General features: G+C 71.5%; 19 protein-coding genes. 11 read left to right on the forward strand and 8 right to left on the reverse strand.

Annotation, left to right across the window (positions count from 1 at the left end):
* Positions 1 to 32: 32 nt before the first annotated feature.
* The gene (locus VIS07_12075) at positions 33 to 1,637 is read left to right on the forward strand and encodes an Ig-like domain-containing protein (protein HEY8516243.1); all 1,605 of its coding nucleotides are present in this window, start codon (positions 33 to 35) and stop codon (positions 1,635 to 1,637) included.
* A 150-nt stretch (positions 1,638 to 1,787) separates the two neighbouring features.
* On the opposite strand, the gene VIS07_12080 is transcribed toward VIS07_12075, so the two are convergent.
* Complete coding sequence (locus tag VIS07_12080) at positions 1,788 to 2,867, reverse strand: hypothetical protein (protein ID HEY8516244.1); 1,080 nt, start codon at positions 2,865 to 2,867, stop codon at positions 1,788 to 1,790.
* A 375-nt stretch (positions 2,868 to 3,242) separates the two neighbouring features.
* On the opposite strand from VIS07_12080, the gene VIS07_12085 reads away from it, so the two are divergent.
* Positions 3,243 to 4,421, forward strand: coding sequence for a D-arabinono-1,4-lactone oxidase (locus VIS07_12085; protein ID HEY8516245.1), 1,179 nt, complete (start codon positions 3,243 to 3,245; stop codon positions 4,419 to 4,421).
* Between the two features lie 36 nt (positions 4,422 to 4,457).
* Here the strand turns inward: VIS07_12085 and VIS07_12090 are convergent, their stop codons facing one another.
* Complete coding sequence (locus VIS07_12090) at positions 4,458 to 6,710, reverse strand: PAS domain-containing sensor histidine kinase (GenBank protein HEY8516246.1); 2,253 nt, start codon at positions 6,708 to 6,710, stop codon at positions 4,458 to 4,460.
* A gap of 207 nt (positions 6,711 to 6,917) precedes the next feature.
* Between VIS07_12090 and yfbR the strand changes: the two genes are divergently transcribed.
* Both yfbR and VIS07_12100 read left to right on the forward strand, forming a co-directional pair.
* Positions 6,918 to 7,496 (forward strand): 5'-deoxynucleotidase, encoded by a 579-nt coding sequence (gene yfbR, locus VIS07_12095; GenBank protein HEY8516247.1) that lies wholly within the window; start codon positions 6,918 to 6,920, stop codon positions 7,494 to 7,496.
* Between the two features lie 206 nt (positions 7,497 to 7,702).
* Positions 7,703 to 7,954: an XRE family transcriptional regulator gene (locus VIS07_12100; GenBank protein HEY8516248.1), complete on the forward strand. Its 252-nt coding sequence runs from the start codon at positions 7,703 to 7,705 to the stop codon at positions 7,952 to 7,954.
* A gap of 105 nt (positions 7,955 to 8,059) precedes the next feature.
* Here VIS07_12100 and VIS07_12105 read toward each other — a convergent pair whose 3' ends face one another.
* A complete protein-coding gene (locus tag VIS07_12105; GenBank protein HEY8516249.1) occupies positions 8,060 to 8,329 on the reverse strand; it encodes a hypothetical protein in 270 nt (89 codons plus the stop codon).
* A 129-nt stretch (positions 8,330 to 8,458) separates the two neighbouring features.
* On the opposite strand from VIS07_12105, the gene VIS07_12110 reads away from it, so the two are divergent.
* Positions 8,459 to 9,262 carry a crotonase/enoyl-CoA hydratase family protein gene (locus tag VIS07_12110; GenBank protein ID HEY8516250.1) on the forward strand — a complete coding sequence of 268 codons (804 nt, stop codon included), beginning with the start codon at positions 8,459 to 8,461 and terminating at the stop codon, positions 9,260 to 9,262.
* Between the two features lie 160 nt (positions 9,263 to 9,422).
* Here VIS07_12110 and VIS07_12115 read toward each other — a convergent pair whose 3' ends face one another.
* The 3 genes from VIS07_12115 to VIS07_12125 form a co-directional block, all read right to left on the reverse strand.
* The gene (locus VIS07_12115; GenBank protein ID HEY8516251.1) at positions 9,423 to 11,918 is read right to left on the reverse strand and encodes a S8 family peptidase; all 2,496 of its coding nucleotides are present in this window, start codon (positions 11,916 to 11,918) and stop codon (positions 9,423 to 9,425) included.
* Between the two features lie 337 nt (positions 11,919 to 12,255).
* Complete coding sequence (locus VIS07_12120; GenBank protein HEY8516252.1) at positions 12,256 to 13,785, reverse strand: zinc ribbon domain-containing protein; 1,530 nt, start codon at positions 13,783 to 13,785, stop codon at positions 12,256 to 12,258.
* Entirely contained in the window at positions 13,786 to 14,970 is a 1,185-nt protein-coding gene (locus VIS07_12125) for an SPFH domain-containing protein (protein HEY8516253.1), read from the reverse strand.
* 181 nt (positions 14,971 to 15,151) lie between these two features.
* Here VIS07_12125 and VIS07_12130 point away from each other — a divergent pair, with 181 nt between their 5' ends.
* The 6 genes from VIS07_12130 (at position 15,152) to VIS07_12155 (ending at position 22,304) form a co-directional block, all read left to right on the forward strand.
* Positions 15,152 to 16,666: a cytochrome B6 gene (locus VIS07_12130; protein HEY8516254.1), complete on the forward strand. Its 1,515-nt coding sequence runs from the start codon at positions 15,152 to 15,154 to the stop codon at positions 16,664 to 16,666.
* 70 nt (positions 16,667 to 16,736) lie between these two features.
* On the forward strand, positions 16,737 to 17,885 hold the full coding sequence (locus tag VIS07_12135; protein HEY8516255.1) for an MFS transporter: 1,149 nt from the start codon (positions 16,737 to 16,739) through the stop codon (positions 17,883 to 17,885).
* Between the two features lie 8 nt (positions 17,886 to 17,893).
* Positions 17,894 to 18,289, forward strand: a complete 396-nt coding sequence (locus tag VIS07_12140) for a Smr/MutS family protein (GenBank protein HEY8516256.1) — start codon at positions 17,894 to 17,896, stop codon at positions 18,287 to 18,289.
* A 122-nt stretch (positions 18,290 to 18,411) separates the two neighbouring features.
* Positions 18,412 to 19,677: a serine hydrolase domain-containing protein gene (locus VIS07_12145; GenBank protein HEY8516257.1), complete on the forward strand. Its 1,266-nt coding sequence runs from the start codon at positions 18,412 to 18,414 to the stop codon at positions 19,675 to 19,677.
* Between the two features lie 51 nt (positions 19,678 to 19,728).
* Positions 19,729 to 21,186 (forward strand): hypothetical protein, encoded by a 1,458-nt coding sequence (locus tag VIS07_12150; GenBank protein ID HEY8516258.1) that lies wholly within the window; start codon positions 19,729 to 19,731, stop codon positions 21,184 to 21,186.
* A gap of 77 nt (positions 21,187 to 21,263) precedes the next feature.
* A complete protein-coding gene (locus VIS07_12155) occupies positions 21,264 to 22,304 on the forward strand; it encodes a hypothetical protein (GenBank protein HEY8516259.1) in 1,041 nt (346 codons plus the stop codon).
* A gap of 13 nt (positions 22,305 to 22,317) precedes the next feature.
* Here VIS07_12155 and VIS07_12160 read toward each other — a convergent pair whose 3' ends face one another.
* Both VIS07_12160 and VIS07_12165 read right to left on the reverse strand, forming a co-directional pair.
* Positions 22,318 to 22,647: a hypothetical protein gene (locus tag VIS07_12160; GenBank protein ID HEY8516260.1), complete on the reverse strand. Its 330-nt coding sequence runs from the start codon at positions 22,645 to 22,647 to the stop codon at positions 22,318 to 22,320.
* Between the two features lie 11 nt (positions 22,648 to 22,658).
* Positions 22,659 to 22,970 carry a hypothetical protein gene (locus tag VIS07_12165; GenBank protein HEY8516261.1) on the reverse strand — a complete coding sequence of 104 codons (312 nt, stop codon included), beginning with the start codon at positions 22,968 to 22,970 and terminating at the stop codon, positions 22,659 to 22,661.
* Positions 22,971 to 23,136: the final 166 nt, after the last annotated feature.

Raw genomic sequence — 23,136 nt, forward strand, 5'->3', positions numbered from 1 at the left:
GTCGGAGGTCGCGTCGGGGATCGGCACGCACGGTGGCGGCCGCCCTGCTGCTGCTCGCCGGCTGCGGTGGCGGCAGCGGCGGACCCGCCGCCCCGGCGGCGGTCGTGACCGGGCTGCTCGTGGTGCAGGACGAGGTGGCGCGCCGCGACGCGCGGGCGCTCGGCACGCCGCCCGAGTCGTGGAGCGACGAGGGCGGCGGCGCGCGACGCCGCGCCGCGCTCGCGCACGCCGACTGGTCGATCGACGGCGGACCGACCGGCACGACCGCCGGCGACGGCACCTTCCAGATCGGCGGCCTCGCGCCCGGTCGTCACACGCTGCGCATCACGCGCTCGCTCGGCGGCGACCTGGTCACCGCCACGCTGCCGTTCTCGGTCGGCGAGCGCGGCACGGCGTCGGTGCTCGGCGAGATCGCCTGGGGGCGCGCGCGCACGACGTCGTGGTTCACGCGCGGCGGCCGCGAGGTCGAGGAGATCTTCGCACCGCACGACGTGCACGTCGTCCTCGAGGGCGGGCGCATCGTCGAGCTCGGTGACGGCACGCGCCTCTGGCAGGACACCGATCGCGACGGCGCGTTCGACCGCTGCACGGTGCTGCGCGAGGTCGCGACCTGCGTCGTGGTGGAGATCGAGGCGCTGCAGGTCGCGGCCCCCGAGCGGCTGCGCGTCGGACAGCGCGCCGAGGCGCACGCGACGCTGCTGCTCGACGACGGCGGCGTGCTCGACGTGAGCGCGCTCGTGCGCTGGCGCTCGTCGAACCCCGCTGTCGCCGCGGTCGACGCCTTCGGCGAGATCACGCCGCTCGCTCCCGGCGCGACGACGATCGAGGCGCAGCTCGGCGAGCTCGCGAGCGGTCCGATGGCGCTCGAGGTGATCGCGCGGCCTCCGCTCGAGCGCATCGAGGTGCAGAACGTCGACTGCTACCACCCGGCGCGGCGGACCGGACGCGACGAGCCCTCGCTCGGCGCGACGCCGCCCAGCGACCGGGGCCTCTGGGCGCCTGCGTGCCGCAAGGTCGTCGAGATCGGCGGCCGCCTGCGCTTCGCCGCCGTCGGCGAGTACGAGGACGGCTCGGTCGAGGACCTGAGCGAGGAGGTGCAGTGGACCGTCTCGCCCGCCGATCTCGGCAGCGTCACGGACGGCGTCTTCACCGGCGCGCGTGCGGGCGCGGGCGAGCTGCGCGCGCGCCTCGGCGAGACCACGAGCGAACCCTCCTCCGTGACCGTCGTCAGCGAGCCGACGCTGCAGGCGATCTACGTCTACGCCGACGGCGGCATCGGGCTGCCGTTCGCGGAGGGCGCTCCTCCGCCCGGCTCATCGAGCGACAGCGACACCCTGCCCTGCGCTGGCGATGGCTGCACCACCGTCGTCACCATGCTGCGCGGCGACCTGCTGACGCTGCGCGCGAACGGCGAGTACGACACCGGCGCGTGGCGCGATCTCACCGAGCAGGTGCGCTGGTCGAGCTCGGCGCAAGCGATCGTCACGGTCGCGGCGAACGGTCTCGCGACCGCGCACGCCGCCGGTGACGCGTCGATCACCGCGAGCCTCGACGGGATCACGAGCAGCCCGCTCGGCGTGCGTGTCGTCGAGCACGCGACGCTGCAGCAGATCTACGTTCCGCAGCGGCGAGCTTGACGGTGACGGTCGAGTGAGGACACGCGCCGACTGACGACTCCCCCGTCCGGGCGCCGGCACTCCCCGGCCGTTTCCCCCGCCCCGGACGTTCCCCCGGCGAGGCATGCCCCTCCCGCATGCCTCGCCGGGTCCCCCACCCCGCTCCCGACGCTACGGTGCGAGCGTCGGGGCGCGCAGCAACCAGCCGTTCGGCTTCTGGCTCCAGACGTCGGTCGACACGAAGGAGTCGTTGCCGATCGAGAAGCGCACCGTCATCTGCGGCCGCGTGGCCGCGCTCTCGATCCCGGCGTCGAACACCTGGATGTCCACCTTGTACACGCCGTTGACGCCGGCGCGCGGCGAGATCTTCACGAAGGCGACGCCGCCGGTCTGGCGTGCGGCGTTGTTCCGGTAGGTGAACGTCTGACCCTGCCGCTTGAACTGACCTGGCGGGATCGTGAAGGCGAAGATCGGGTCGACGGCGGCGTTGCCGAGCGAGATGGTGAACGGCTCCGTCGTCGGATCGATCACCCCGGCCTCGGCGAAGGCGTGGAACTCGAAGAAGTCCGGGGTCGCGGCGTTGCCGCGCAGGATGATCCGCGCCGGCGCGCACGGCACGACGGGCGGGCTCTCGATCGACTTGAAGGCGAGCGTCGTGCAGCCCATCGCGTCGCACTGCGCGCAGATCGTGCCGAGGCTCGACGAGCAGGCCTCGAGCGCCGCCGGACCGGTCATCGCCTTGAGCCCGAGCTCGAGGACGTTGACCTCGAGCACCTCGAGCTGGATCGTCGCGACGTCGACGCTGCCGCCGCCGGGGATCGTGATCCCGGCCGGCTTCAGGTTGACGATCACGGCGTCGTCGCCGGCCGGCACGCACGACGCGGTGTTCGCGTGCTTCGCGGTGCAGCCGTTCTTGTTGCCGGGAACGAACCGCAGCTTGCCCGAAGCCTGGCTCGTGCAGTCGTGGTCGAGGCACGCCAGGAAGACGGTGATCGAGCCGGTGAGCTTCGCGGGAACCGGGTCGACGCCGTCGTTCGGGAAGTCGAGCGCCGGGGTGTCCGTGCTGGTGTTGTTGACCACGATGTCGACGTCGATGACGTCGCCCTTCACCAGCCGTCCCCAGCTGCTGGGGTACAGCGAGATCGAGCCACCGGTCTGAACCGCCTCCGCGGCAGGTACTGCGAGGAACGACGACAGGAAGAGGAACGGGAAGAGAACGAGGAACGGAATGGGGCGAGCGTTCCTGAGCATCGTGGAGCTCTCCTTTCGCACTCCATTGCGACGCCGCACGCGGCGACGAGGTTTCGGTGCGCACGCTTCCTCGAAAGGCGTGCGACAAGAATTCGGTTTCTTCCGTGAAGCTTTCGCGACTCAAGGAGAGTGGATCGTTCCGTTCGCTAGGCCCTGCAGCTCACCCCCTTCCCTTTCGCGTCACGCGCCCGTGAGATCGCCGTCCCGGGTCCGCTGCGCATTCCCGATCGCGTCCTTCCCTCCGCGTGCCGCGACCTGCGCTTGACGCAGCCCCGGACGAGCGCCGCCGCTTTATCACAAAAACCGCGCGCGACGCACGAGCGCCGTACGCGGAAAGTTTGCCAAACCGTCGCTCGCGAGAGAGAACGACGAGTCGTGTCGGAGCTGTGGACGAATTGGTCGGGGCGCGTGCGCTGCACGCCTGCGAGGTGGCTGCGTCCGACGGACGAAGCGGAGATCGCCACCGCGGTCGTGAGCGCGGCGGAAGCGCAGCGCGGCGTGCGCGTCGCGGGCAGCGGACACTCGTTCACGCCGCTCGTCGCGACCGACGACGTGCTGCTGTCGCTCGACGCGTGGCAGGGCATCGAGTCGATCGACGGCGCGACGCAGCAGGCGACGATTCGCGCCGGCTCCAGGCTGTCGTCGCTCGGCGAGCCGCTGCGCGAGGCGGGGCTCGCGCTCGCGAACCAGGGCGACGTCGACGTGCAGGCGCTCGCCGGCGCGCTCGCGACGGGAACGCACGGCACCGGCGCGACGCTCGGCAACCTCTCGTCGCGCCTCGTCGGGCTGCGTCTGCTGACAGGCACGGGCGAGCTGCTCGTGATCGACGGCACGCGCGATCCCGACCTGCTCGCGGCGGCGCGCGTCTCGCTCGGCGCGCTCGGCGTGGTCACCGCGGCGCGGCTGCAGCTCGTTCCCGCCTACCGGCTGCACGAGCGCATCTGGAAGGTCGGCGTCGAGGAGTGCCTCGACCACCTCGACGAGCACGTCCGCGCGCACCGGCACTTCGAGTTCTTCTGGTACCCGCACAAGGACTACGCCGAGATGAAGGCGCTCGACCCGACCGACGCCCCGGCCGATCCGCTCGAGGGACGCAAGGGCGAGCGGATCGACTGGAGCTACAAGATCTTTCCGAGCGTCCGCGAGCTGCGCTTCAACGAGATGGAGTACTCCGTCCCGGCCGAGGCGGGTCTGGCGTGCTTCCGCGCGGTGCGGGCGCGGATGCGCGAGCGCCATCCCGACGTGGTGTGGCCGGTCGAGTACCGCACGGTCGCGGCCGACGACGGCTGGCTGAGCCCGGCCTACCAGCGCGACAGCGTCGCGATCTCGCTGCACCAGGACGCGTCGCTGCCGTGCGACGAGTTCTTCGCCGACGTCGAGCCGATCTTCCGCGAGCACGGCGGACGCCCGCACTGGGGCAAGCTGCACAACCTCACGGCGGCGCAGCTCGCGACGCTCTACCCGCGCTGGGACGACTTCCGCGCGCTGCGCCGACGCCTCGACCCGTACGGCGTCTTCCTGAACGGCCACCTGCGCGAGCTGTTCGGCGAGTAGCGCGCGAAGCGCACGAGTGCGCGACGGCGCGCGCGCTCAGCGGCCGGCCCAGGCGCGCACCGCCGCTACGACCTCGTGCGCCGAGCCGCCCTCGTCCGTCGCGTCGGCGCGCTCGGGTCCGCGCTTCGGCGCCGCTGAGCGCTCGGCCCCGCCCACGCGCGCCCCGTCCGCGAGCGGCAGCTCGATCCAGAACGAGCTGCCCTTGCCGAGCGTCGACTCGACGCCGACGCGCCCGTCCATGCGCGCGAGCGCGCGGCGCACGATCGCGAGCCCGAGCCCGCTGCCGGGGTAGACGTCGCGCGCGTGCAGGCGCTCGAACGGGTCGAAGATGCGCTCGCGGTCCTCCTCGGCGATGCCGATGCCGTTGTCGCGCACCCAGACCCGCGCGACGCCGCTTCCCGCCTCGAGCTCGACGCGGACGCGCGGGATCGTGTCCGGCGCGACGAACTTGACGGCGTTGAGCAGCAGGTTCGCGATCGCCTGGACGAGGCTGCCCTGGTGTCCCATCACGACCAGCGACGGCCCGGTGACCGTGACGCGCGCGCGCTGGCGGCGCAGCACGGTCTCGACCTGCAGCACAGCGGCGCGCACCACCGCGTTCAGCTCGAGCGGCTCGCGCGGCAGGTCGTTGCCGCCGATGCGGCAGAACTCGAGCAGGTCGGCGATCAGCTTCTCCATGCGATCAGCCGCCTTGACGATCATCTCGAGGTGGCGCTGGCCCGCCGGGTCGAGCTGCTGCGCGAAGTCCTCGACCAGGACGTCCGCGAAGCCGCGCATGGCGTTCAGCGGCGCACGCAGGTCGTGCGACACGGTGTAGGTGAACGCCTCGAGGCTCGCGTTCGCCTCGCGCAGCTCGGCCGTGCGCTCGGCGACCCGCTCCTCGAGCCGCGCCGAGGCGCGCTGGATCTCGTCGAACAGCTCCGCATTGACGATCGCGACCGAGGCGAGGCTCGCGAGCTGCGCGAGGATCGACTGGTCGCTCGCGCTGAACTCGCCGTCGATCTTGTCCTCGACGACGACGCTGCCCATCGCGCTGCCGTCGCGGCGCGTGAGCGCGCTCACGAGACAGCCGGCGCGCGCGGACGGCTGCGCGAACGGCGCGCCGCGGACGACGAACTCGCGCATGCCGGCGCGCGTCTTCTCTTCCGACGCCGGCGCGGCCGCGAAGAGCGGCGTCTCGGAGCGTCCGATCTCGGCACCGGCGAACGCGCGCCGCGCGCCGATGATCGCCCGCGCGTGCTCGGCGACGATGCGCAGCACGGCGTCGCTCGACAGCTCCGAGGTCACGAGCACCGCCGCGCGCGCGAGCTCCTGGAGCTGCTTCGTGTAGCGGAGTCTCTCCTCTTCCTTGAGCTTGCGCTCGGCGACGTCGGCGACGGTGCCGGTCGAGTGTACGAGCCGTCCTTGGTCGTCGCAGACCGTGACGCCGCTCACGTCGAGGTGGAGCGGACGTCCGTCGGCGCGCCGGTACGCGATCTCGAAGTGGAAGCGCGGCTCGCCGGCGCGCGCGCGCTGGAAGGCGTCGACGTCGCCCTGCACGAGCGCGGGCGGGATCAGCTCCGTGAAGTGGCGGCCCTCGATCTGCTCGGGCGCGACGCCGAGCATGCGGTGCGCCGCGTGGCGATTGACGAACGACAGCCGACCGTCCGCGTCGACCGACCAGATGAGATCGTGCGAGGTCTCGACCAGCTCGCGGTAGCGACGCTCGCTGCGGCGCAGGCTCTCCTCGGCCGCGTGCTTCTCGCTGACGTCGTTCAGCACGGCGACGTGCCCGACCGCGCGTCCGCTCGCGTCGCGCAGCAGCGCGATCGTGCAGTACACGGGCAGCGGGCTGCCGTCGCGCCGCAGCGTCGTCATCTCGCCCGCCCAGCTTCCGGCCTCCTTCAGGCGTTGCGTGATCGTGCGGCCGAGCGTGTCGTCGATCTGCAGGAAGCCGACCTCGTGGCTCTTGCGCCCGAGCACCTCGTCGGCGCGCCACTGGTAGAGCGCCTCGGCGCACGGGTTCCAGTAGGTGATGACGTGCTCGAGGTCGCTCGCGACGATGGCGTTGTTGACCTGCTCGAGGAGCGAAGCGTGAAACGCGCCGAGCGCCACGACGTGGTCGCGCTCGCGCGCGACGATCCGCAGCCGGCGGCGCTGACGGACGAGCAGCGCGAGCAGCACGATCAGCGCGACGCAGGACAGCGCGAGCAGCGCCGTGACGGCGATCGCGACCGAGCTCGCGCGAGCCTCGGCGCCCGCGGTCGCCGCAGCGACCTCGCCGGCGCCGCCCACGACGGCGACGAGCAACGACCCGCACGCCAGCGCGAGCGACCGGGCGGCGCGCCCGGAGAGACCCATATGCGGTGACATCGGCAGGTCGCGGGCAAACCTTGAGCGCGTCCCGACACGGCGCCTGCCGCGGCGCTCGCCCGAGCGGTCGGCCGCCCGGCCCCCACCGGCCCGAGGCGCCGCCGCCCGCGGGGCCCATGCCGCGGCCGTGGTAAGAGAGCCGGCATGAGCCACTTCTTCGCCTACCTGTCGAAGATGCGCTTCGTGAAGCGCTGGGGGCTGATGCGCAACACCTACGTCGAGAACCTGCAGGAGCACAGCCTCCAGGTGGCGCTGGTGGCGCACGCCCTCGCCGTCGTCCGCAACACGCACTTCGGCGGCGCCGTGAGCCCCGAGCGGGTCGCGACGCTCGCGCTGTTCCACGACGCAGGCGAGGTCATCACGGGCGACATCGTGTCGCCGATCAAGCACTTCAACCCGAAGATCCGCCAGGCGCACGCCGAAATCGAGGAGGTTGCGCGGCAGCGGCTCTGGGGGATGCTGCCGGAGGCGCTGCGCGAGGCGTACGCGGCGCTGCTCTTCCCGACCGACGCGGAGCGAACCGAGTGGGAGCTCGTGCACGCGGCCGACAAGCTCTGCGCCTACCTCAAGTGCCTCGAGGAGATCCGCGCCGGCAACGAGGACTTCGCCAAGGCCGCGCAGGCGCTCGCGCGCGACGTGCGCGCGCTCCCGCAGCCCGAGGTGGCGTACTTCCTCGAGCACTTCGCGCCGAGCTTCTCGATGACGCTCGACGAGCTGAACTGAGCTCGGGCGGCCGCGTCCCGAGGTCGGATTGCGAGCGGACGGCGGGCATGGCGCGGCGCCGGTGCCAACCGATCCCCTCCCCGGCCAGCCGTTGACCGCCGCGAGACGATCGTTCATAAGCGCCGCCGTGCCGCGGACCGACAGGAGCCGGAACGGCTCAGTGTCGCGGGGCGACACCGCGAGCGCACGCGCGCGAGACCGAAGCGATCAAGGCCGCGCTTGCCGCGGAAATCGTCCGCGTGATCCAGACGAGACGGCTGTCGCGCGTCGACGCCGCGAAGGCGCTCGGCGTGGGTCAGGCGCGCATCTCGAACCTGATCAACGGCCGGCTCGGAGAGGTCTCGATCTTTCGCTTGCTGCGCCACCTGATGCAGCTCAACCACGACGTCGAGCTGCGCATCACGCCGCCCAGGCGGCGCCCCGGACGCCTGCGGGTCGTGCGTCCCAGCGAGAACTAGCGCGGCGCTCCCGCGCGAGCCCCGCGTCCGGCTCGGCGAGCGGTCGCGCTCGCGAGGTCGGGGGCTCGCCGACGCTCGTCCGTGCGACGGGCGTGCGCGGCTCCGTCAGTCGCCGCCGTCCGTCTTGCCGCCGGTGCCCGCCTCGTCGCCGCTGCGACGCGGCGCCGTGTGCGGCTTGAAGGCGAGGAACGGCTTGCCCTGCCAGAGCGCCGCCTGCACGAGCAGCGTCTCGCCGTTGGTGAAGCGGATGCGCAGGTGCTGCAGGTCCGAGGTCGCGGACTCCACCGTCCAGCCCTCGAGCCAGCTCCAGTCGACGGCACACCCCTGCTCGTTCTCGACGTCGCTCACGCGGCACACCTCGTCGTGGTCGTGCATCGCGTCCTCCGTGCGATGCGGTCCTGCGCGTGCTTAGCGCGCCGGGGGCGAGGATGGAACGAGCGCCCCTCGCATGGCAGAGTCCGGCACCGGCGCGGGTTCTGCGCCGATGGCAACCAGGAGAAAGCGATGTCCGACAGGGTGACCGTGGCGATCGACGGCGGCGTGGCCGATGTGCGCATGAACCGTCCGGAGAAACTGAACGCACTCGACCAGGCGATGTTCGAGGCGCTCGTCGAGACCGGGCGATCCCTCGCGCGCAATCGCAAGGTGCGCGCGGTCGTCCTGTCGGGCGAGGGTCGCGGCTTCTGCGCCGGACTCGACTTCATGAGCTTCATGAGCATGGCGGGCGGCTCGCGCCCCGGTCCGAACCTGCTCGAGCACCACGACGGCTCGCCCGCGAACTTCGCCCAGTCCGCGGCGTACGTGTGGGCCGAGCTGCCGGTGCCGGTGATCGCCGCGGTGCACGGCGTCGCGTTCGGCGGCGGTCTGCAGATCGCGCTCGGCGCCGACATCCGCGTGGTCGCGCCGGACGCGCGCCTGTCGGTGATGGAGATCAAGTGGGGGCTCATCCCCGACATGACCGGCAGCCAGACGCTGCGGCATCTCGTGCGCCTCGACGTCGCGAAGGAGCTGACCTTCACCGGTCGCATCGTGAGCGGCAGCGAGGCGGTCGAGCTCGGGCTCGCGACGCGCACGTCCGCGACGCCGCGCGAGAGCGCGCTCGACATGGCGCGCGAGATCGCGACGAAGAGCCCGGACGCGATCCGCGCTGCGAAGCGGCTGTTCCAGGAGAGCTGGTTCGGGCCGCCGGCGGACGGTCTGCGGCTCGAGGCGACGCTGCAGCGCGCGCTCATTGGGTCGCCGAATCAGATCGAGGCGGTGCAGGCGAACCTGGAGAAGCGCGACGCGCGGTTTCAGGACGTCGAGTAGGCGCATTCGTCACTACGCGCGCCGCGCTTTCGCCTGAGCACGGCGCGCGTCCGTTGCTGAACGCGAGCGACGTGCAGCTCGCGGACGGCTTGCGTCCCTGCGGGTGCGCACGGCGCGGGCTCGCGCGCGGATGCGTCCGTGCCGGTGGGCGTTGGCGCCGCTACTCGAAGAGGTCGATTGGCTGCTCCAGGAACGCGGCGGAGGAGGTGTCGCCGGGGCGCGTGCGGCGCTCGGTGATCACGAAGTTCTGCGCGCTCTGCTGCCAGGTGATGACGACGTCGGTGCCGGGAGCCGGGAAGTCGGGGAGCAGGTAGCTCCCGGCAAGGCCGGTCACGAAGGGGCTGCCGAAGGTCGTGACGGTGAAGGTCGAGCGGCCGAACTCGACGCCGTCGGCGTACACCACCGCCTCGTGGGTTCCTGCGCCGAGGTTGGCGTAGTTGAACAGCACGCCGAAGCCGTTGTCGGTGTCGCCGCAGATTCCGCGCGTGTCGCTTCGGGACGTGCCGTAGCTGGGACGAATCGTGGTCGTGCCGTCGACCACGATGGTGATCTCGGAGGCGTCGCAGTGCCAGCCGGACATCACGCCGATTCCGCTCTGGAAGGATCCGTGGTGCGGGATCTCGAGGACGCCAGCGCCCGTGGCCGATGGCTCCGTCGAGATGTCGGTCTTTTTCGCGACTGACGCGACGATCGAAGCTCCCTCCGGTTGCGCGTCTTGCACCGCAGGGATGATGACGAAGTTCTGGTTGGCTTCCTGCCAGCGCACGCGCGTCCTCGCGCCCAAGGCGGGGAAGTGCTGCAGCGTGTACGTGGCCGAAGCGTTGCGGACGAACGGCTCGCCCAAGGTCGTCACGCGGAAGCGCGCGCGGCCGAACTCGAGGCCGTCCGCGTACGCCACGACCTCGTGCATCCCGTCACCCAGGATGGCCATGTTGAAGAGCGCGCCGAAGCCGTTGTCGGTGTCGCCGCATGCGGTGCGCGTGTCGTTGCGCGAGGTCCCGTACGCCGCCTCGATCACGTGCGTACCGTCGACCACCAACCGAACGTCCTTCGCGTCGCAGTGCCAGCCGGAGAAGAGGCCGATGCCGCTGACGGCGCCGCCCGGGGGTGGGTTCTCCAGCACGCCGAGCGACGGCGAGACCGGCTTTGCGGCGGCGACGGCGGCTGCGGCGTTCGCGATGCCGGCGCCGCACAGCGAGGTGCTGCAGGTGCTGCCGAAGGGAAAGGGTCGCGCCGTGCTCTGCAGAAGGGCGAGCGCCTGGGACGGAGTCAGCGAGGGGTTCACCGACAGCATCAGCGAGACGATGCCCGAGACGTGCGGCGCCGCCATGCTGGTGCCTTGTTTGTAGTTGTAATCGTGGGCGGCCGCCGCGCCCAAGCCCTCGTTCGACGTCGACAAGACGGCGTCGTAGGGCAAGACGCCGTACGGACCGTCGTACCGAGGTCTCAGATCCCCGCCGGGCGCCGAGACCTCGGCCAGCTGGCCGAAGTTGCTGTAGTACGCACGGCCTCCTTCGCGGTTCGTCGCGACGACGGTGATGACGCCATTGCAGTTGGCTGGCGCGTGGTTCGCGACGTTGGTCGCGGCATTACCGGCCGCGACGACGACGATTGCACCGGCAGCCACGGCGTCGTCGATCGCCGACTGGTACAGCGCGCCGCATGGCCGCTCGCTGCCCAGGCTCAGGTTGATCACGCGTGCCGGGTTCTGATTGGTCGGCGCTCCGGCGACCGCAAGCCCCGCTGCCCAGCGGATGCCGTCGGCGACGTCGACCAGGGTCCCGCCGCAGCGGCCGAGAACGCGAACCGGAAGGATCTTCGACGTCCAGTTGACCCCGGCGACTCCGAGCGTGTTGTTCGACGCGGCGCCAATCGTGCCCGCCACGTGGGTGCCGTGCCACGAGCTCCATTCGCCAGGATCGGAGGAACCGCACTGGCCCGGGGACGACCAGTCTCCGGGGTCGCGCGGGTCGGGGTCCCTGCCGTCCCCGTCGTTGGCCCGCTGTGGATCCTTGATGAAGTCGTAGCCGGGCACGATGCGCCCGGCGAGATCGGGGTGATCCGGCAGGATCCCGGTATCGACGACGGCCACGACGACGTTCGGAGACCCCGTCGTCACGTCCCACGCGGCCGGCAGGTTCACGCCGCCGACGGGCTCGAAGTAGTGCCATTGCAGTCCGTAGAACGGATCGTTCGGAACCCGCAGCGGCACCGCGCGCGTCACGACGTCGGCGTACTCCACGGCGGAGTCCTCGTGCAGGCGGGACGCGATCGCTTGCGCCTCGGAAAGGCTCAGAGCGCTTGCGAGCTGCAGGACGTGCGCGCCGCCCGACATCGGTCGCGCGTAGCGCAGCTCGACGCCGGCGATCTGCGACAGCGCACGCACCGTGGCGTCCGCTAGCGGGCGATCGTTCGCGGCGTCGAGCTGCGACTGCTCATCCTTGAGCTTGACGACGATCTCCTCGATCCGCTCCTCGCTCGGCGCACTCGCGCTTTGCGCGCGAGCGAGCGTCGACGGCGGGACGACCGGGTCCGCGTAGAGAACCTCGTCCTGCATGCGGATCGCGTTCAGCGGTGTCTGAAGCGCTCCGGTCGAGAGCGGCTCGGGGAGTCGAAAGACCTCCGATCCGTCGCGGTTCGTGCGCGCGGCGACCACGGCGAGGCCGGATGCGTCGCGAACGAGCTGGAGACGCCGCTCGTCGGGGGCTTCGCGCCGCCACTCGTCGCGAAACCGGACGACGATCTCGGCGATCGGCGGATCGCCATCGGACGCCGCGGCCTCGGCGAGCGCGTCGACGCTCGCCGCGCAGGCGAGCGCCAGCCCGAGAGCGAGGAAGCACCAGAGGATGCGGAAGGCGCGCCGGATCATGAGGATACCTTTCGCTCGAGAGGCAGGACGCTCCCTGCCTAGAGCAGACGACGGACGTCTTCAAGAAAAAGATGCGGCACGCGGTAAGATCCCCGTCGGACCAGCACAAACAGACGTCAGGACATCAATTTCGCGCCACCAGCTCCTCCACCGACCGGCGCGCGAGCGCGCTGCCGGTGAAGGGCTCGCGCACCGAGTACGCGTCGCCCGCGAACGGCAGCCACAGGAGCCGCAGGCGCGGCGCGCCGAGCTCGACCGTCGGCAGGTCGTCACGGCGCATCGACGGCACCTCGTGCGGCGTGACGAGTCGCAGCGCGATCAACCGCGCGAGCGTCACGGCGTCGCTGCGGTCGAGCGAGCAGCCGACGAGCGGCGGCGCCTTGCTGAGCTCGTCCTCGATCTCCGGCGCGCGACGCGAGAGACGCGCGCCGAGGTCGCAGAGCGCCTTCAGCGCGCGCCAGCGAAACGCGGGTGCGTAGAGACGCTGCGGCAGCTCCGCGCGACTGCCACGGTCGACGAACGCGCCCTGCCGCGAAACGCTACGCCCGACGACGCGCGTCGCGGCGCTGACCTCCCACACCGGCAGACGGTGCGCGCCCGCATGCGCGGCGACAGCGCGCGCACCTCGCCCCTCGCCTCGCGTCGTCGCCGTCGGCGGCGTCACCACCGTGCTCGCGATCTGCTCGAGCTCCTCGCCGAGGAGCTCCCACGTCCGCTCGCACGACGCGCAGTGGAAGACGACGTCCTCCGGACGCAGCGGCAGATCCCAGCCGCAGTTCGGGCAGGTGAGCGGCCGGAAGCCGAGCACGCGATCGGGCGGCGCGCTCGCCGACGCCGCGGAGGCCAGCGCCGCGGGATCCAGGTCGCGCGCGACGATCGCGCCCGACACGGCGTCGAGCACAGCCACACGCGCGGTCACGCCTCGCATGCCGCGCGCCGAGGTCTCGACGACCCACAGCGGGAAGTAGATCAGCGACAGCGTCGCGCGCAGGACGTCGCGGTGCACGAGGTCGACGTCGCGCAGCGGCGTCAGCGCGCGGGCGAGCGCGGCGTCGCGCGCGAGCGTCGGCGGCAGCACGGTGGTGGTCGGGTCGAGCGCGTCTCGCCGGAAGAGCTCGAGGCGCAGCACACCGGTGCGCACGCCCAGCGACCAGCTCGCGACGCCGCCCGCCTCGCAGGCGAGGAAGCTGCGCTCGATGCGGCGGCCGACGAGCTCGATCGTCTCGCGCTTCTCGCTGGCCACGCCAGCTGAGGACGCGAGGTCGAGCAGGCTCTCGCCGAGGTGATCGAGCCGCTCGAGCGGCGAACGACGGCGCGTGACGATCCGCTGGCGCTGCCACGAGAGCTCCTCGGCCGTGAGCCGGTAGTACGGCACGAGCAGCAGACGCGGCTCCGCGTGCGACGTCGCGGGCGCACGCACGGGACGCACGCCACCCACGAGCTCGCGCGCCTCGCGCCGGCCGATGCGCGGCGCGACCGTGTAGCTCAGCACCTGCCGCCGCCCGGTGACGAGCAGCACGACCCCGCAGTGCGCGCAGCGCACCGCGTTGCTCGCCTCGGCGAAGTCGAGCGGCGCGCCGCAGCGCGGACAGCTCGTCGCGACGACGTGCGACGCCTGCGCGGCTGCGCCCCACGTCGCGGCGGCGCGCATCATCTAGCGCGCCTGCGGCGGAGCGGGCTCGACCACCTTCTCGCCGCAGTGGAAGCAGAAGCGCGTTCCGTGCGGGAGCCGCGTCGCGCAGGCGGTGCAGGTCAGCTTGCGGCTCAGATCGACGCCGCACGCCGGGCAGAAGTTCGCCTGCGCGGTGACGTTCTTGTCGCAGCGCGGACACTTGCGCGCGACCACCAGCTGGTGCCCGCAGTGCGGACAGAAGCGGCAGTCCGGCGACACCGCGGCGTGGCACTCGGGACAGTGCAAGCCCTCGCGCTCGAGCATCGCGGACGACGTGATCGGCTCGCCGCGCAGCGAGCGCAGCACCATGCCGGGCAGCAGCATGCCGAGACCGGCGCCAAGGCCGATCTCCATCGCGTTCGCCGCGCCAGCGTCGTGCCCGGCGCCGCTTCCGTTCGCCCCACCGCCGCCACCATGGCCCGTGCCGCCGAGCGCGTTCGCGGCGCGGAACTTCAAGTAGGCGTCGAGGTCGCCGATCGCCGCCATGCCGGCGCGGTCGTCGATCCTGCGCTGGACCTCCTCGGGCGGCGTGATGCGTCCGATCAGGAAGTCGACGAGTGCGATGCCGTACTTCGCGAAGTCGCTCTCGAGGCGCGCCCGCACGGCCTGACCCATCTCGTCGTAGCGCTGCGGCAGGTCGAGCACGCTCTCGACGTTCTCGCCGAGGTAGTCGTTCAGGCGCGAGACGATCACCTCGCGCAGGTAGTCCTCGATGTCGGCGGTCGAGAACACGCCCTGCGTGCCGACCAGGCTGTTCACGAACAGCAGCGGCTCGACGACGCGCATGGTGAAGGCGCCGAACGCGCGCAGCCGCACGAGCCCCAGCTCGCGGTCCTTGAACGCGACCGGATCCTTCGTCCCCCAGCGCAGGTTGGTGAAGACCTTGAGGTTGACGAAGTAGACCTCGGCGCGGAACGGGCTCGTGAAGCCCCAGGGCAGCGCCAGGACCTTGGTCAGGATCGGCAGGTTGAGCGTCGACAGCGTGTGCCGTCCCGGTCCGAAGACGTCGAGCCCGCGGCCGCTCTTGAAGAAGATCGCCGCCTGGCTGTCGCGCACGATGAGCTGCGCACCGAGCTTGGTCTCACCCGAGCCGGACTCGGGCACCCGGTGCACGATCTCGGTGCCGGTCTCGTCGAGCCATTCGATGACCTCGAGGAATTGGGACATGGGCGCGCCTCCAGCCGCCCGTACGAGACGGCTCCTGCCGGCGTATCGGCCACGCGCGGCGACCGCTTGATCGCGCGCCTGCACGAGCGAAAGCCATGCGGCCGAGCCATTGCTCCTGCATCGGGCGCACGACAAAGTGAGGCCCGACGACGACCATCGTCGACGGATCGGGGAGGGTTACATGGATCTTCGTGCTTCGCTCGCCGCGCTCGCGGCGACCCTACTCACGACTTCGCTCGCCGCGCCGTTTCCCGCGAGCGCCCAGACCGAGCAGCAACGGCAGCCCGCAGCGCGCCAGCAAGCCCAGGCGCAAGGACAGCAAGCGCAGGATCTCACGCCCGCGCAGCGCATCGGTGAGGAGCTGAAGCAGGCGGGCATCGCGCAGCGCGGCGACACGAGCTTCGCGCCGGTCGCGGAGAAGATCGATTTCCCGGCGCTGATGAAGCAGCTGAGCGACGAGAAGCCGCAGTTCATGCGCCGCCAGCAGGAGCTCCTCGAGAGCCGCTACGACCTGTCGAACAAGCCGTCGACCGACACCAAGATGTCGCGCGGCAAGCCGATCCAGGAAGGCGTGCGCGTCAAGCTGCCGCCCGGCGTCACCTGGGAGCAGCTCGCGCAGATGACCCCCGACGAGATCCGCGAGCGCGACCTCTTCCCGAAGGGCTTCCTGCCGCTGCCGCACCCGAAGCACGAGGAAGGCGGCATGGTGTTCCCGAAGATGCACATCGACGAGATCAAGCGTCAGGAGGGCCGTGACCTGACGCGCTTCGACGTCGACTTCGACATCCCGGAGCACTTCCTGCCCGAGTTCCCGCCGGCGATCTACTTGACGACGCGTCCGGACCTCGGCGACGTCTCGCAGGGCCAGCTGGTCACCAACGAGAACTTCTACGAGCTGTTCAACGGCATCCTGAACCCGAAGCAGCTCGACGGCCTGCGCCTGCTCGTCACGCCGTTCCCGCAGCAGCAGTTCAACTTCACCGACGACCGCCGCTCGGCCGAGCCGCACCGCGGCGTCGCCTGCTTCGACTGCCACGCGAACGGCCACACCAACGCGTCGACGCACCTCGTCGGCGACATCCGCCCGCAGGCCTTCCGCCACCGCATCGACACGCCGTCGCTGCGCGGGGTCAACATCCAGCGCCTGTTCGGCTCGCAGCGCGCGCTCAAGACGATCGAGGACTTCACCGAGTTCGAGCAGCGCGCCGCCTACTTCGACGGCGACCCGGTGATCGCGACCAAGAAGGGCATCAACCCGCTCGAGCGCGGCAGCCAGGTGCACGCGATGGCGGAGTTCCAGGAGCTACTCGACTTCCCGCCGGCGCCGAAGCTCGACGTCTTCGGACGCCTGATCCGCGAGCGCGCGACCGAGCAGGAGCTACGCGGCGAGGAGATCTTCTTCGGCAAGGGCCAGTGCGCGTCCTGCCACGTCCCGCCGTATTACACCGACAACCTGATGCACAACCTGCAGGTCGAGCGCTTCTACAAGGCGCAGATGATCAACGGCCGCGTCGCCGCCGCGGACGGCCCGATCAAGACCTTCCCGCTGCGCGGCATCAAGGAGTCGCCACCGTATCTGCACGACGATCGGCTCTTGACGCTCGCGGACACGGTCGAGTTCTTCAACCTCGTCCTGGGCACGCAGCTCACGCAGCAGGAGAAGGAAGATCTGGTCGCGTTCCTGAAGACGCTCTGAGCCGGGTTTTGCGTCGGGTCGGCGCAACGGCGACACATGATGCCGCATGCTGTCGGCCCCAGCGCAACCCGTGCACGCTCGCGTCCTGTCCGGCCGCTTCCTGCGCCTGACGGTCGCGAACTTCTGCTTCTTCATGACGTTCGCGTCCTTCTTCCTGCTGCCGCTGCACGTGCGCGCGCTCGGCGGCACGGACCGGACCGTCGGCTTCGTCATGGGGACGACGGGAATCGCGGGGCTGGTCGGCGTCTTCCTGGTCGGCACGCTGATCGACCGCGTCGGCTGCCGCGTGTTCCTGCGCAGCGGGCTCGCGCTGATGGCGGTCGTGTCGCTCGCGTTCGCCTTCGTGCGCGAGCTCGGCTGGCCGCTGTTCGTGCTGCGCGGGCTGCAGGGTCTCGCGTTCGCGGCGGGCTTCAACGCGGCGTCGACGCTCGCGGCGGCGTTCGCGCCGCCCGAGCGCCGCGCCACCGCGCTCGGCTTCTTCGGCATCTCGACGCTCACGACGCACGCCCTCGCCCCGACGCTCGGCGAGCAGATCCTCCGTGTCGCGAGCTTCCACGTGCTGTTCGCGGTCGCAGCGGCCTTCTCGGTGATCGGGCTCGCGCTCGCCTGGACGCTGCCCGAGCCCGAGCTGCCCAAGGCGCCGAGCGGCGCGAGCGCGCCGATGCCGCGCGCGCTCGTCGTGAGCCTGGCCGCGACGCTCTGCTGCGGCGTCGCGTTCGGCGCCGTGATGACCTTCGTGCCGACCTTCGCGGTCGACGCGCGGCTCGGCCCGGTGTCGGTCTTCTTCCTGGCCTACACGTCGATGGCGATCATGACGCGGCTCTGGGCCGGCAAGCTCGCCGACGACATCGGGCTCAGGCGCATGATCCTGCCCGGCATGGCGTGGCTCGCGGTCTCGATCTACGGGCTCGCCCGCGTCGACTCGACGCTCACCTTCCTCGTCGCCGGCGTGTCGTTCGGGCTCGCGCAGGGCGTCGTCTACCCGACCCTGAACGCGTTCAGCGTCGACCTCGCCGCGGAAGGTCAGCTGGGTCGCGTGCAGGCGTTCTACAACGGCACCTTCAACCTCGGCATCACCTCGGGCTCGTTCGCGCTGGGTCCGGTGGTGAACGCCTTCGGCCACCGTACGATGTTCGTTTGTGCCGCGGGCGCCGCGCTGCTCGCCTTCGTGCTCTTCCTCGGCGGCACGCGGGAGCCGGCGGTCGCAAGGGGGCGCTGACGACGAGGATGACTGGCTTTCGCGCGCGGCTGCGCACCGTGCTGCGCGACGTCTTCGGGCTCGTTCCGACGCTCGACCTGCACGGTCTCCGTCCGCGCGAGGCGATCGAGGCGACCGAGCGCTTCGTCACCGAGGCGCACGCCGCCGGCGAGACCGTGATCCGGATCGTCTACGGCAAGGGCCGCGGCAGCCCGGGCGGCGTCGGCGTGCTGCGTCAAGCCATCCCCGGCTGGCTCGAGCAGCACAAGACGGACCTGGTCGAGCGCTTCGAGCGCGAGCTCGACCGCGACGGCAACGACGGCGCGATGCGCGTCTGGCTGCGTCAGAAGCGGGACGACGCGAGCAAGCCCGACGAGGCGGACGGCGCGGACGGGAAGGACGGGAAGGCCACGAAGCGGACGTGAGCGTCGCGCTGGTCCCGACGGTGCGCCACGCGCCGCGGCGGCTGCGCGCAGCAGCGCCTCGGCCGCGTCGCACGAAGCGTATGGCCCGCTCTCCGCGCCTCCGCTAGAGCGAAGCCGCTCCGATGCTGTCCGCGCTCTACCCGCTGTGCCGCGTGCCCGAGTCGCTCGACGAGGTGACCACGGTGCGACCCGACGCCGAGGTCCCGCCGCGCGACCTCGGGCTCGACCGCGACGCCGTCGAGAGCATCTGGCAGGCGGTGCAGAGCCTCTATGCGAGCGGCGCGCACCCGGCGATCGCGCTCTGCGTGCGCTGGCGCGGCCACGTCGTGCTCGACCGCGCGATCGGCCACGCGCGCGGCAACTCGCCGAACGACCCGCCCGACGCGCCGAAGGTGCTGGCGACGCCCGACACGCCTTTCTGCCTGCTGTCGGGCTCGAAGCCGGTGACCGCGATGGTCCTGCACCTCATGGACCAGCGCAATCTGATCCGGCTCGACGACGCGATCGCGGAGTACATCCCGGAGTTCGCGCGCCACGGCAAGGAGAGCATCACGTTCCGGCACATCCTCGCGCACCGCGCGGGCGTGCCGAACCCGCCCGCCGACTCGATGGACCCGACGCTGCTCGAGCACCCCGACCGCATCGTCGAGCTGCTCTGCGAGCAGCGTCCGCTGTGGCGGCCGGGCACTCGCCTCGCCTACCACGCGGTGACGACGGGCTTCCTGCTCGGCGAGGTCGTGCGCCGGGTGACCGGCAAGGACATCCGCACCTACCTCGCGGAGAGCATCCTCGCGCCGCTCGGCTTCCGCTGGATGAACTACGGCGTCGCCCCCGAGGACGTGCCGCAGGTCGCCGTCAACGCCTTCACCGGTCCGCCGCCGCTGCCGCCGGTCTCGACGCTCTTCCAGCGCGCGCTCGGCCTGCCCGTGCAGCAGGTGGTCGAGATGAGCAACGACCGACGCTTCCTGACGAGCATCTTCCCGTCCGGCAACGTCGTCGCGACGGCGAACGAGGCGTCGCGCTTCTACGAGCTGCTGCGCCGCGGCGGCGAGCTCGACGGCGTGCGCATCTTCGACCGCCGCACCGTGCGGCGCGCGACCGCCGAGCACTCCTACCTCGAGCCCGACTTCACGCTCGTCCTGCCGTTCCGCTACGGCCTCGGCTTCATGCTCGGCGGCGAGTGGTTCAGCCTCTACGGACCGTACACGCCGCACGCCTACGGCCACATCGGCTTCACCAACATCGTCACCTGGGCCGATCCCGAGCGCGACGTCGCAGGGGCGCTGCTGACCAGCGGCAAGCCGATCGTCTACCCGCAGATCTTCTGGATCTTCGAGATCCTGCGGCGCATCGGCAACGCGTTCCCGCGCCACGCGTACGCGCCCTGACGTGCGCTATCGGTCTTGTGCGCGAGCCTCGGCGCAATCATGATCCCGCGCATGACGCCGACCCGGATCTCGCTCACCACGCTTCTGCTGCTCGCCGCCCTGGCCCTCGGCCCGGGCGCGCCCGACGCGCGCGCGCAGTGCCGCGAAGGCGAAACGGCGCTCGCCGACGAGCGCGCGCTCGCCGCGGTGCGCGCCGCGATCGACGAGGAGTGTCCGTGTGATTCGTACGACGGCACGCCGGGTCGGACGCGCGCGGACTACGAGACCTGCGCGAGAGCGCAGATCGAGCTCGCGCGCGAGCGCGGCGAGCTGAGCGAGGGCTGCGCCGCGACCGCGCGCGACGTCGTGCGCGGCTCGGTGTGCGGCACGAACGACGTCGCCTGCGCGAGCGTGCCGCGCGGCACCGGCGCCGGGATCTCGTGCCGGATCACGTCGCCGGCGAGCTGCCGCACGACCGGCGGCGGGGTCACGCGGCTGCCGATCACGCCGCCGCCCGCGCTCGACACGTCGCTGCGCCGTCCGGTGAGCCCGCTGCGCAGCCCGACCGGACGGCGTCCGTGCACCGAGCTCGAGACCTGCGCCGACGTCCTCGAGTGGACCGCCGGCACCTGCGTCGACACCCGCGAGAACGGGCCGTACACCCCGGGCGTCCGCGAGCTGCGTCTGGTCAAGCCGTCCGCCGTCGATCCGTCGCAGGAGCGCGTCCTCGACGTGCTCGTCTGGTACCCGGCGCAGGACGGCTCGGGACCGATCGACGAAGGGGAGCGTGCGGTGCGCGACGCGCCGCTCGAGCTCTCCGGCGGACCGTACCCGCTGCTCGTCTTCTCGCACGGCTCGTGCGGCTATCCCCGTCAGAGCCTGTTCTTGACGCCGTGGCTCGCCTCGCACGGCTTCATCGTCGTCGCGCCGCCGCACCCGGGGAACACGATCTTCGAGTTCCCGGACTGCCAGGCGCAGTCGGCGCTCGCCGCCGCGGCCGTCGAGCGCCCGCAGGACGTCGTGTTCACGCTCGACCAGATGCTCGAGGCGAACCGCGACCCGAGCTCGCCGCTCTTCGGCGCGATCGACGAGCGGCGCCTCGGCATGAGCGGCCACTCCTTCGGCGGGCTCACGACCTATCTCGCGACCGCGATCGACGAGCGCTTCGTGGTCGCGATGCCGCTCGCGGCCGCGACCGGGCCGAACTCGTCGCTCGACGTCCCGTCGCTCACCATGTTCGGCGCGATCGATTCGGTGGTGAACAACCCCGGCATCCTCGCCGCCTACGAGCGCTCGAGCGCTCCGAAGCTGCTGGTCGGCATCGAGGATGCTGGGCACTACGCCTTCTCCGACGGCTGCTTCCCCGGCCCCGACTGCAATCCGCCGGCGACGCTCACGCAGGACGAGGCGCACGAGCGCGTCAAGCGCTGGGTTCTGCCCTTCCTCAAGGTCTACCTCGCGGGCGACCGCAGCTTCGCGCCGTTCCTGCTCGCCGAGCCGCCGCCCGGCGTGATCGTCGAGCGCCGCTGAGCGTCGAGGATCAAGTCTCCTCCGTACCCGGCCGACGTTAGGGCATCGGCCCACGCGCGGCCGCGGACGGAGGAGAGATGCGCAAGCTGTTCGATCGCACGCCGGCCGAGGCCAGCGTCATCCTGCAGACCCTGAAGGCGGTCGCCACGGCGGAAGGCCTGCTGCCCTTCGACCCGGTGCACCAAACGACGCTCGAGGGTCTGCGCCAGCACGTGCTGCGCGCCCGCGTCGACCTCGACGATCTGCCGGTGACCCTGCCCAACGAGATCGAGCGCCGCGTGCTCGATCCCGAGGTCCGGGCCAACCTGCTTCATCTGTCGGTCGCGCTGCCGCTGCTCGAGGCCGAGTACCAGCACGACCGCGGACGCGTCGTGCGCCGGCTCGCGGAGCGCTTCCGCGCGAGCGAGCACGACGTCGAGAGCGCCGAGCGGACCGCGCGCCGCCACTACACGATGCTCGCGCTCGACGCCTACCGCGGCTCGCGCGCCGACGTCGGCCGCTCGAGCTTCGCGCGCTCGGTGGCGCTCTACCTGCGCGGGCTCGTGCACCGCGACGCCGACCCCGAGCTCGCCGCGCGCGTGCACGCCTTCGCGGCGCATCCCGAGGGAACCGTCGGCCGAGCGCTGCTCGACTACTGGCGCGACAACGAGCTCGGCATCCCCGGCGAGCCGGGCGCGATGCACTCGCGCATGCTGTTCAAGCACGACGTGCACCACGTGCTGACCGGCTACGACACCACGCCGCGCGGCGAGCTCGCGCTCGCGGGCTTCTACAGCGGCGCCGGCGGCCAGGGCTACGGCGGCTCGACCGCGCTGCTGTTCCTCCAGCTGCAGATCGCCGTGCAGGCGGACCCGACGCTCTCCACGTGGCGCGCCGAGTTCGACCCGCGCGCCTACGTCGCCGCGGTCGAGCGCGGCGAGTGCTGCACGGAGGACGTCGTCGCGCTGGACTGGGATCCGTGGAGCGTGGTCGAGCGCCCGCTCGCGGAGGTGCGCAGCGAGCTCGGGATCGCCGACGACGGCGCCATGGTGCGCGGCCCGGGCGACCGCTGGTGCGGCGCGCTCGGACCGCGCGTACCACGCGCTGCGCTCGACGATCTCGAAGAAGCGCGGATCTAGCCGCGCGGCGGGATCACTTGCCGATCGGCTGGAACGTCAAGCAGACGTCGGTCGACAGGCGATCGCCCTGCGCGTCGTAGAGCTCCGTCTGGCACCAGACCGTGATCCCGCGCTGGCCCGACGAAGTCGTCGAAAGCTGGTAGCGCAGGCGGCCGGCGCGGCCGTAGGGCGAGCTTCCGTTCGGGCACGTGCAGAAGCCCTCGAGGCCGTCGGTCCGACGCGCCGCATAGGCGGCGACTCTCTTCTTGAGCTTCTGCAGATCCGTCGCGGCGCCTGCCGCGGTCGCGGAGGCGAGCAACCCGGTCGAAACGGCGAGCACGGCGAGAATGGCGGGCTTCTTCATCGCGTCGCTCCTCACTGGGCAAGCACCACGAACGGGTGGCAGAGGTGGACCCCGGTGAGGTTCCCGGTGGGGCCGAAGCTCGGGATCCCGCAGCTCACGCTGACGGCTCGCGTCCCGGACTGCGGCGTGACCGTTTCGTCGCCGACGTACCCGGCCCGACCGTGCATCGCGCCGCCATCCTGGCAGACGCAGACCGAGTTGATCCGATTGTTGCGCTTTGCGTACTTTTGCAGCTTCGACTCGAACGTCGAGAGCTCCGACGCGTGCGCAGATCCGGCGACGAGCAGCGCGACCACGGCCGTCGCCGACAGCAGGATGTTCATGGCGGACCTCCTTTCTCCTGCGTGTCCGTCGCCGAGGCGTTCAATCGGCTTGAACGCCGTTCAGCGGCGGCGCGTGAGCGTTCGTCGCCCGCCGACGTGACCGCTTTTCTCCGCGAGCCGACGCCGCACGCGTTGCCGTGCGCGCCGCGGGGTCGAGGGACGCGTG

Source organism: Candidatus Binatia bacterium, from assembly GCA_036563615.1.
In the GTDB taxonomy this organism is placed as follows: domain Bacteria; phylum Desulfobacterota; class Binatia; order UBA12015; family UBA12015; genus DATCMB01.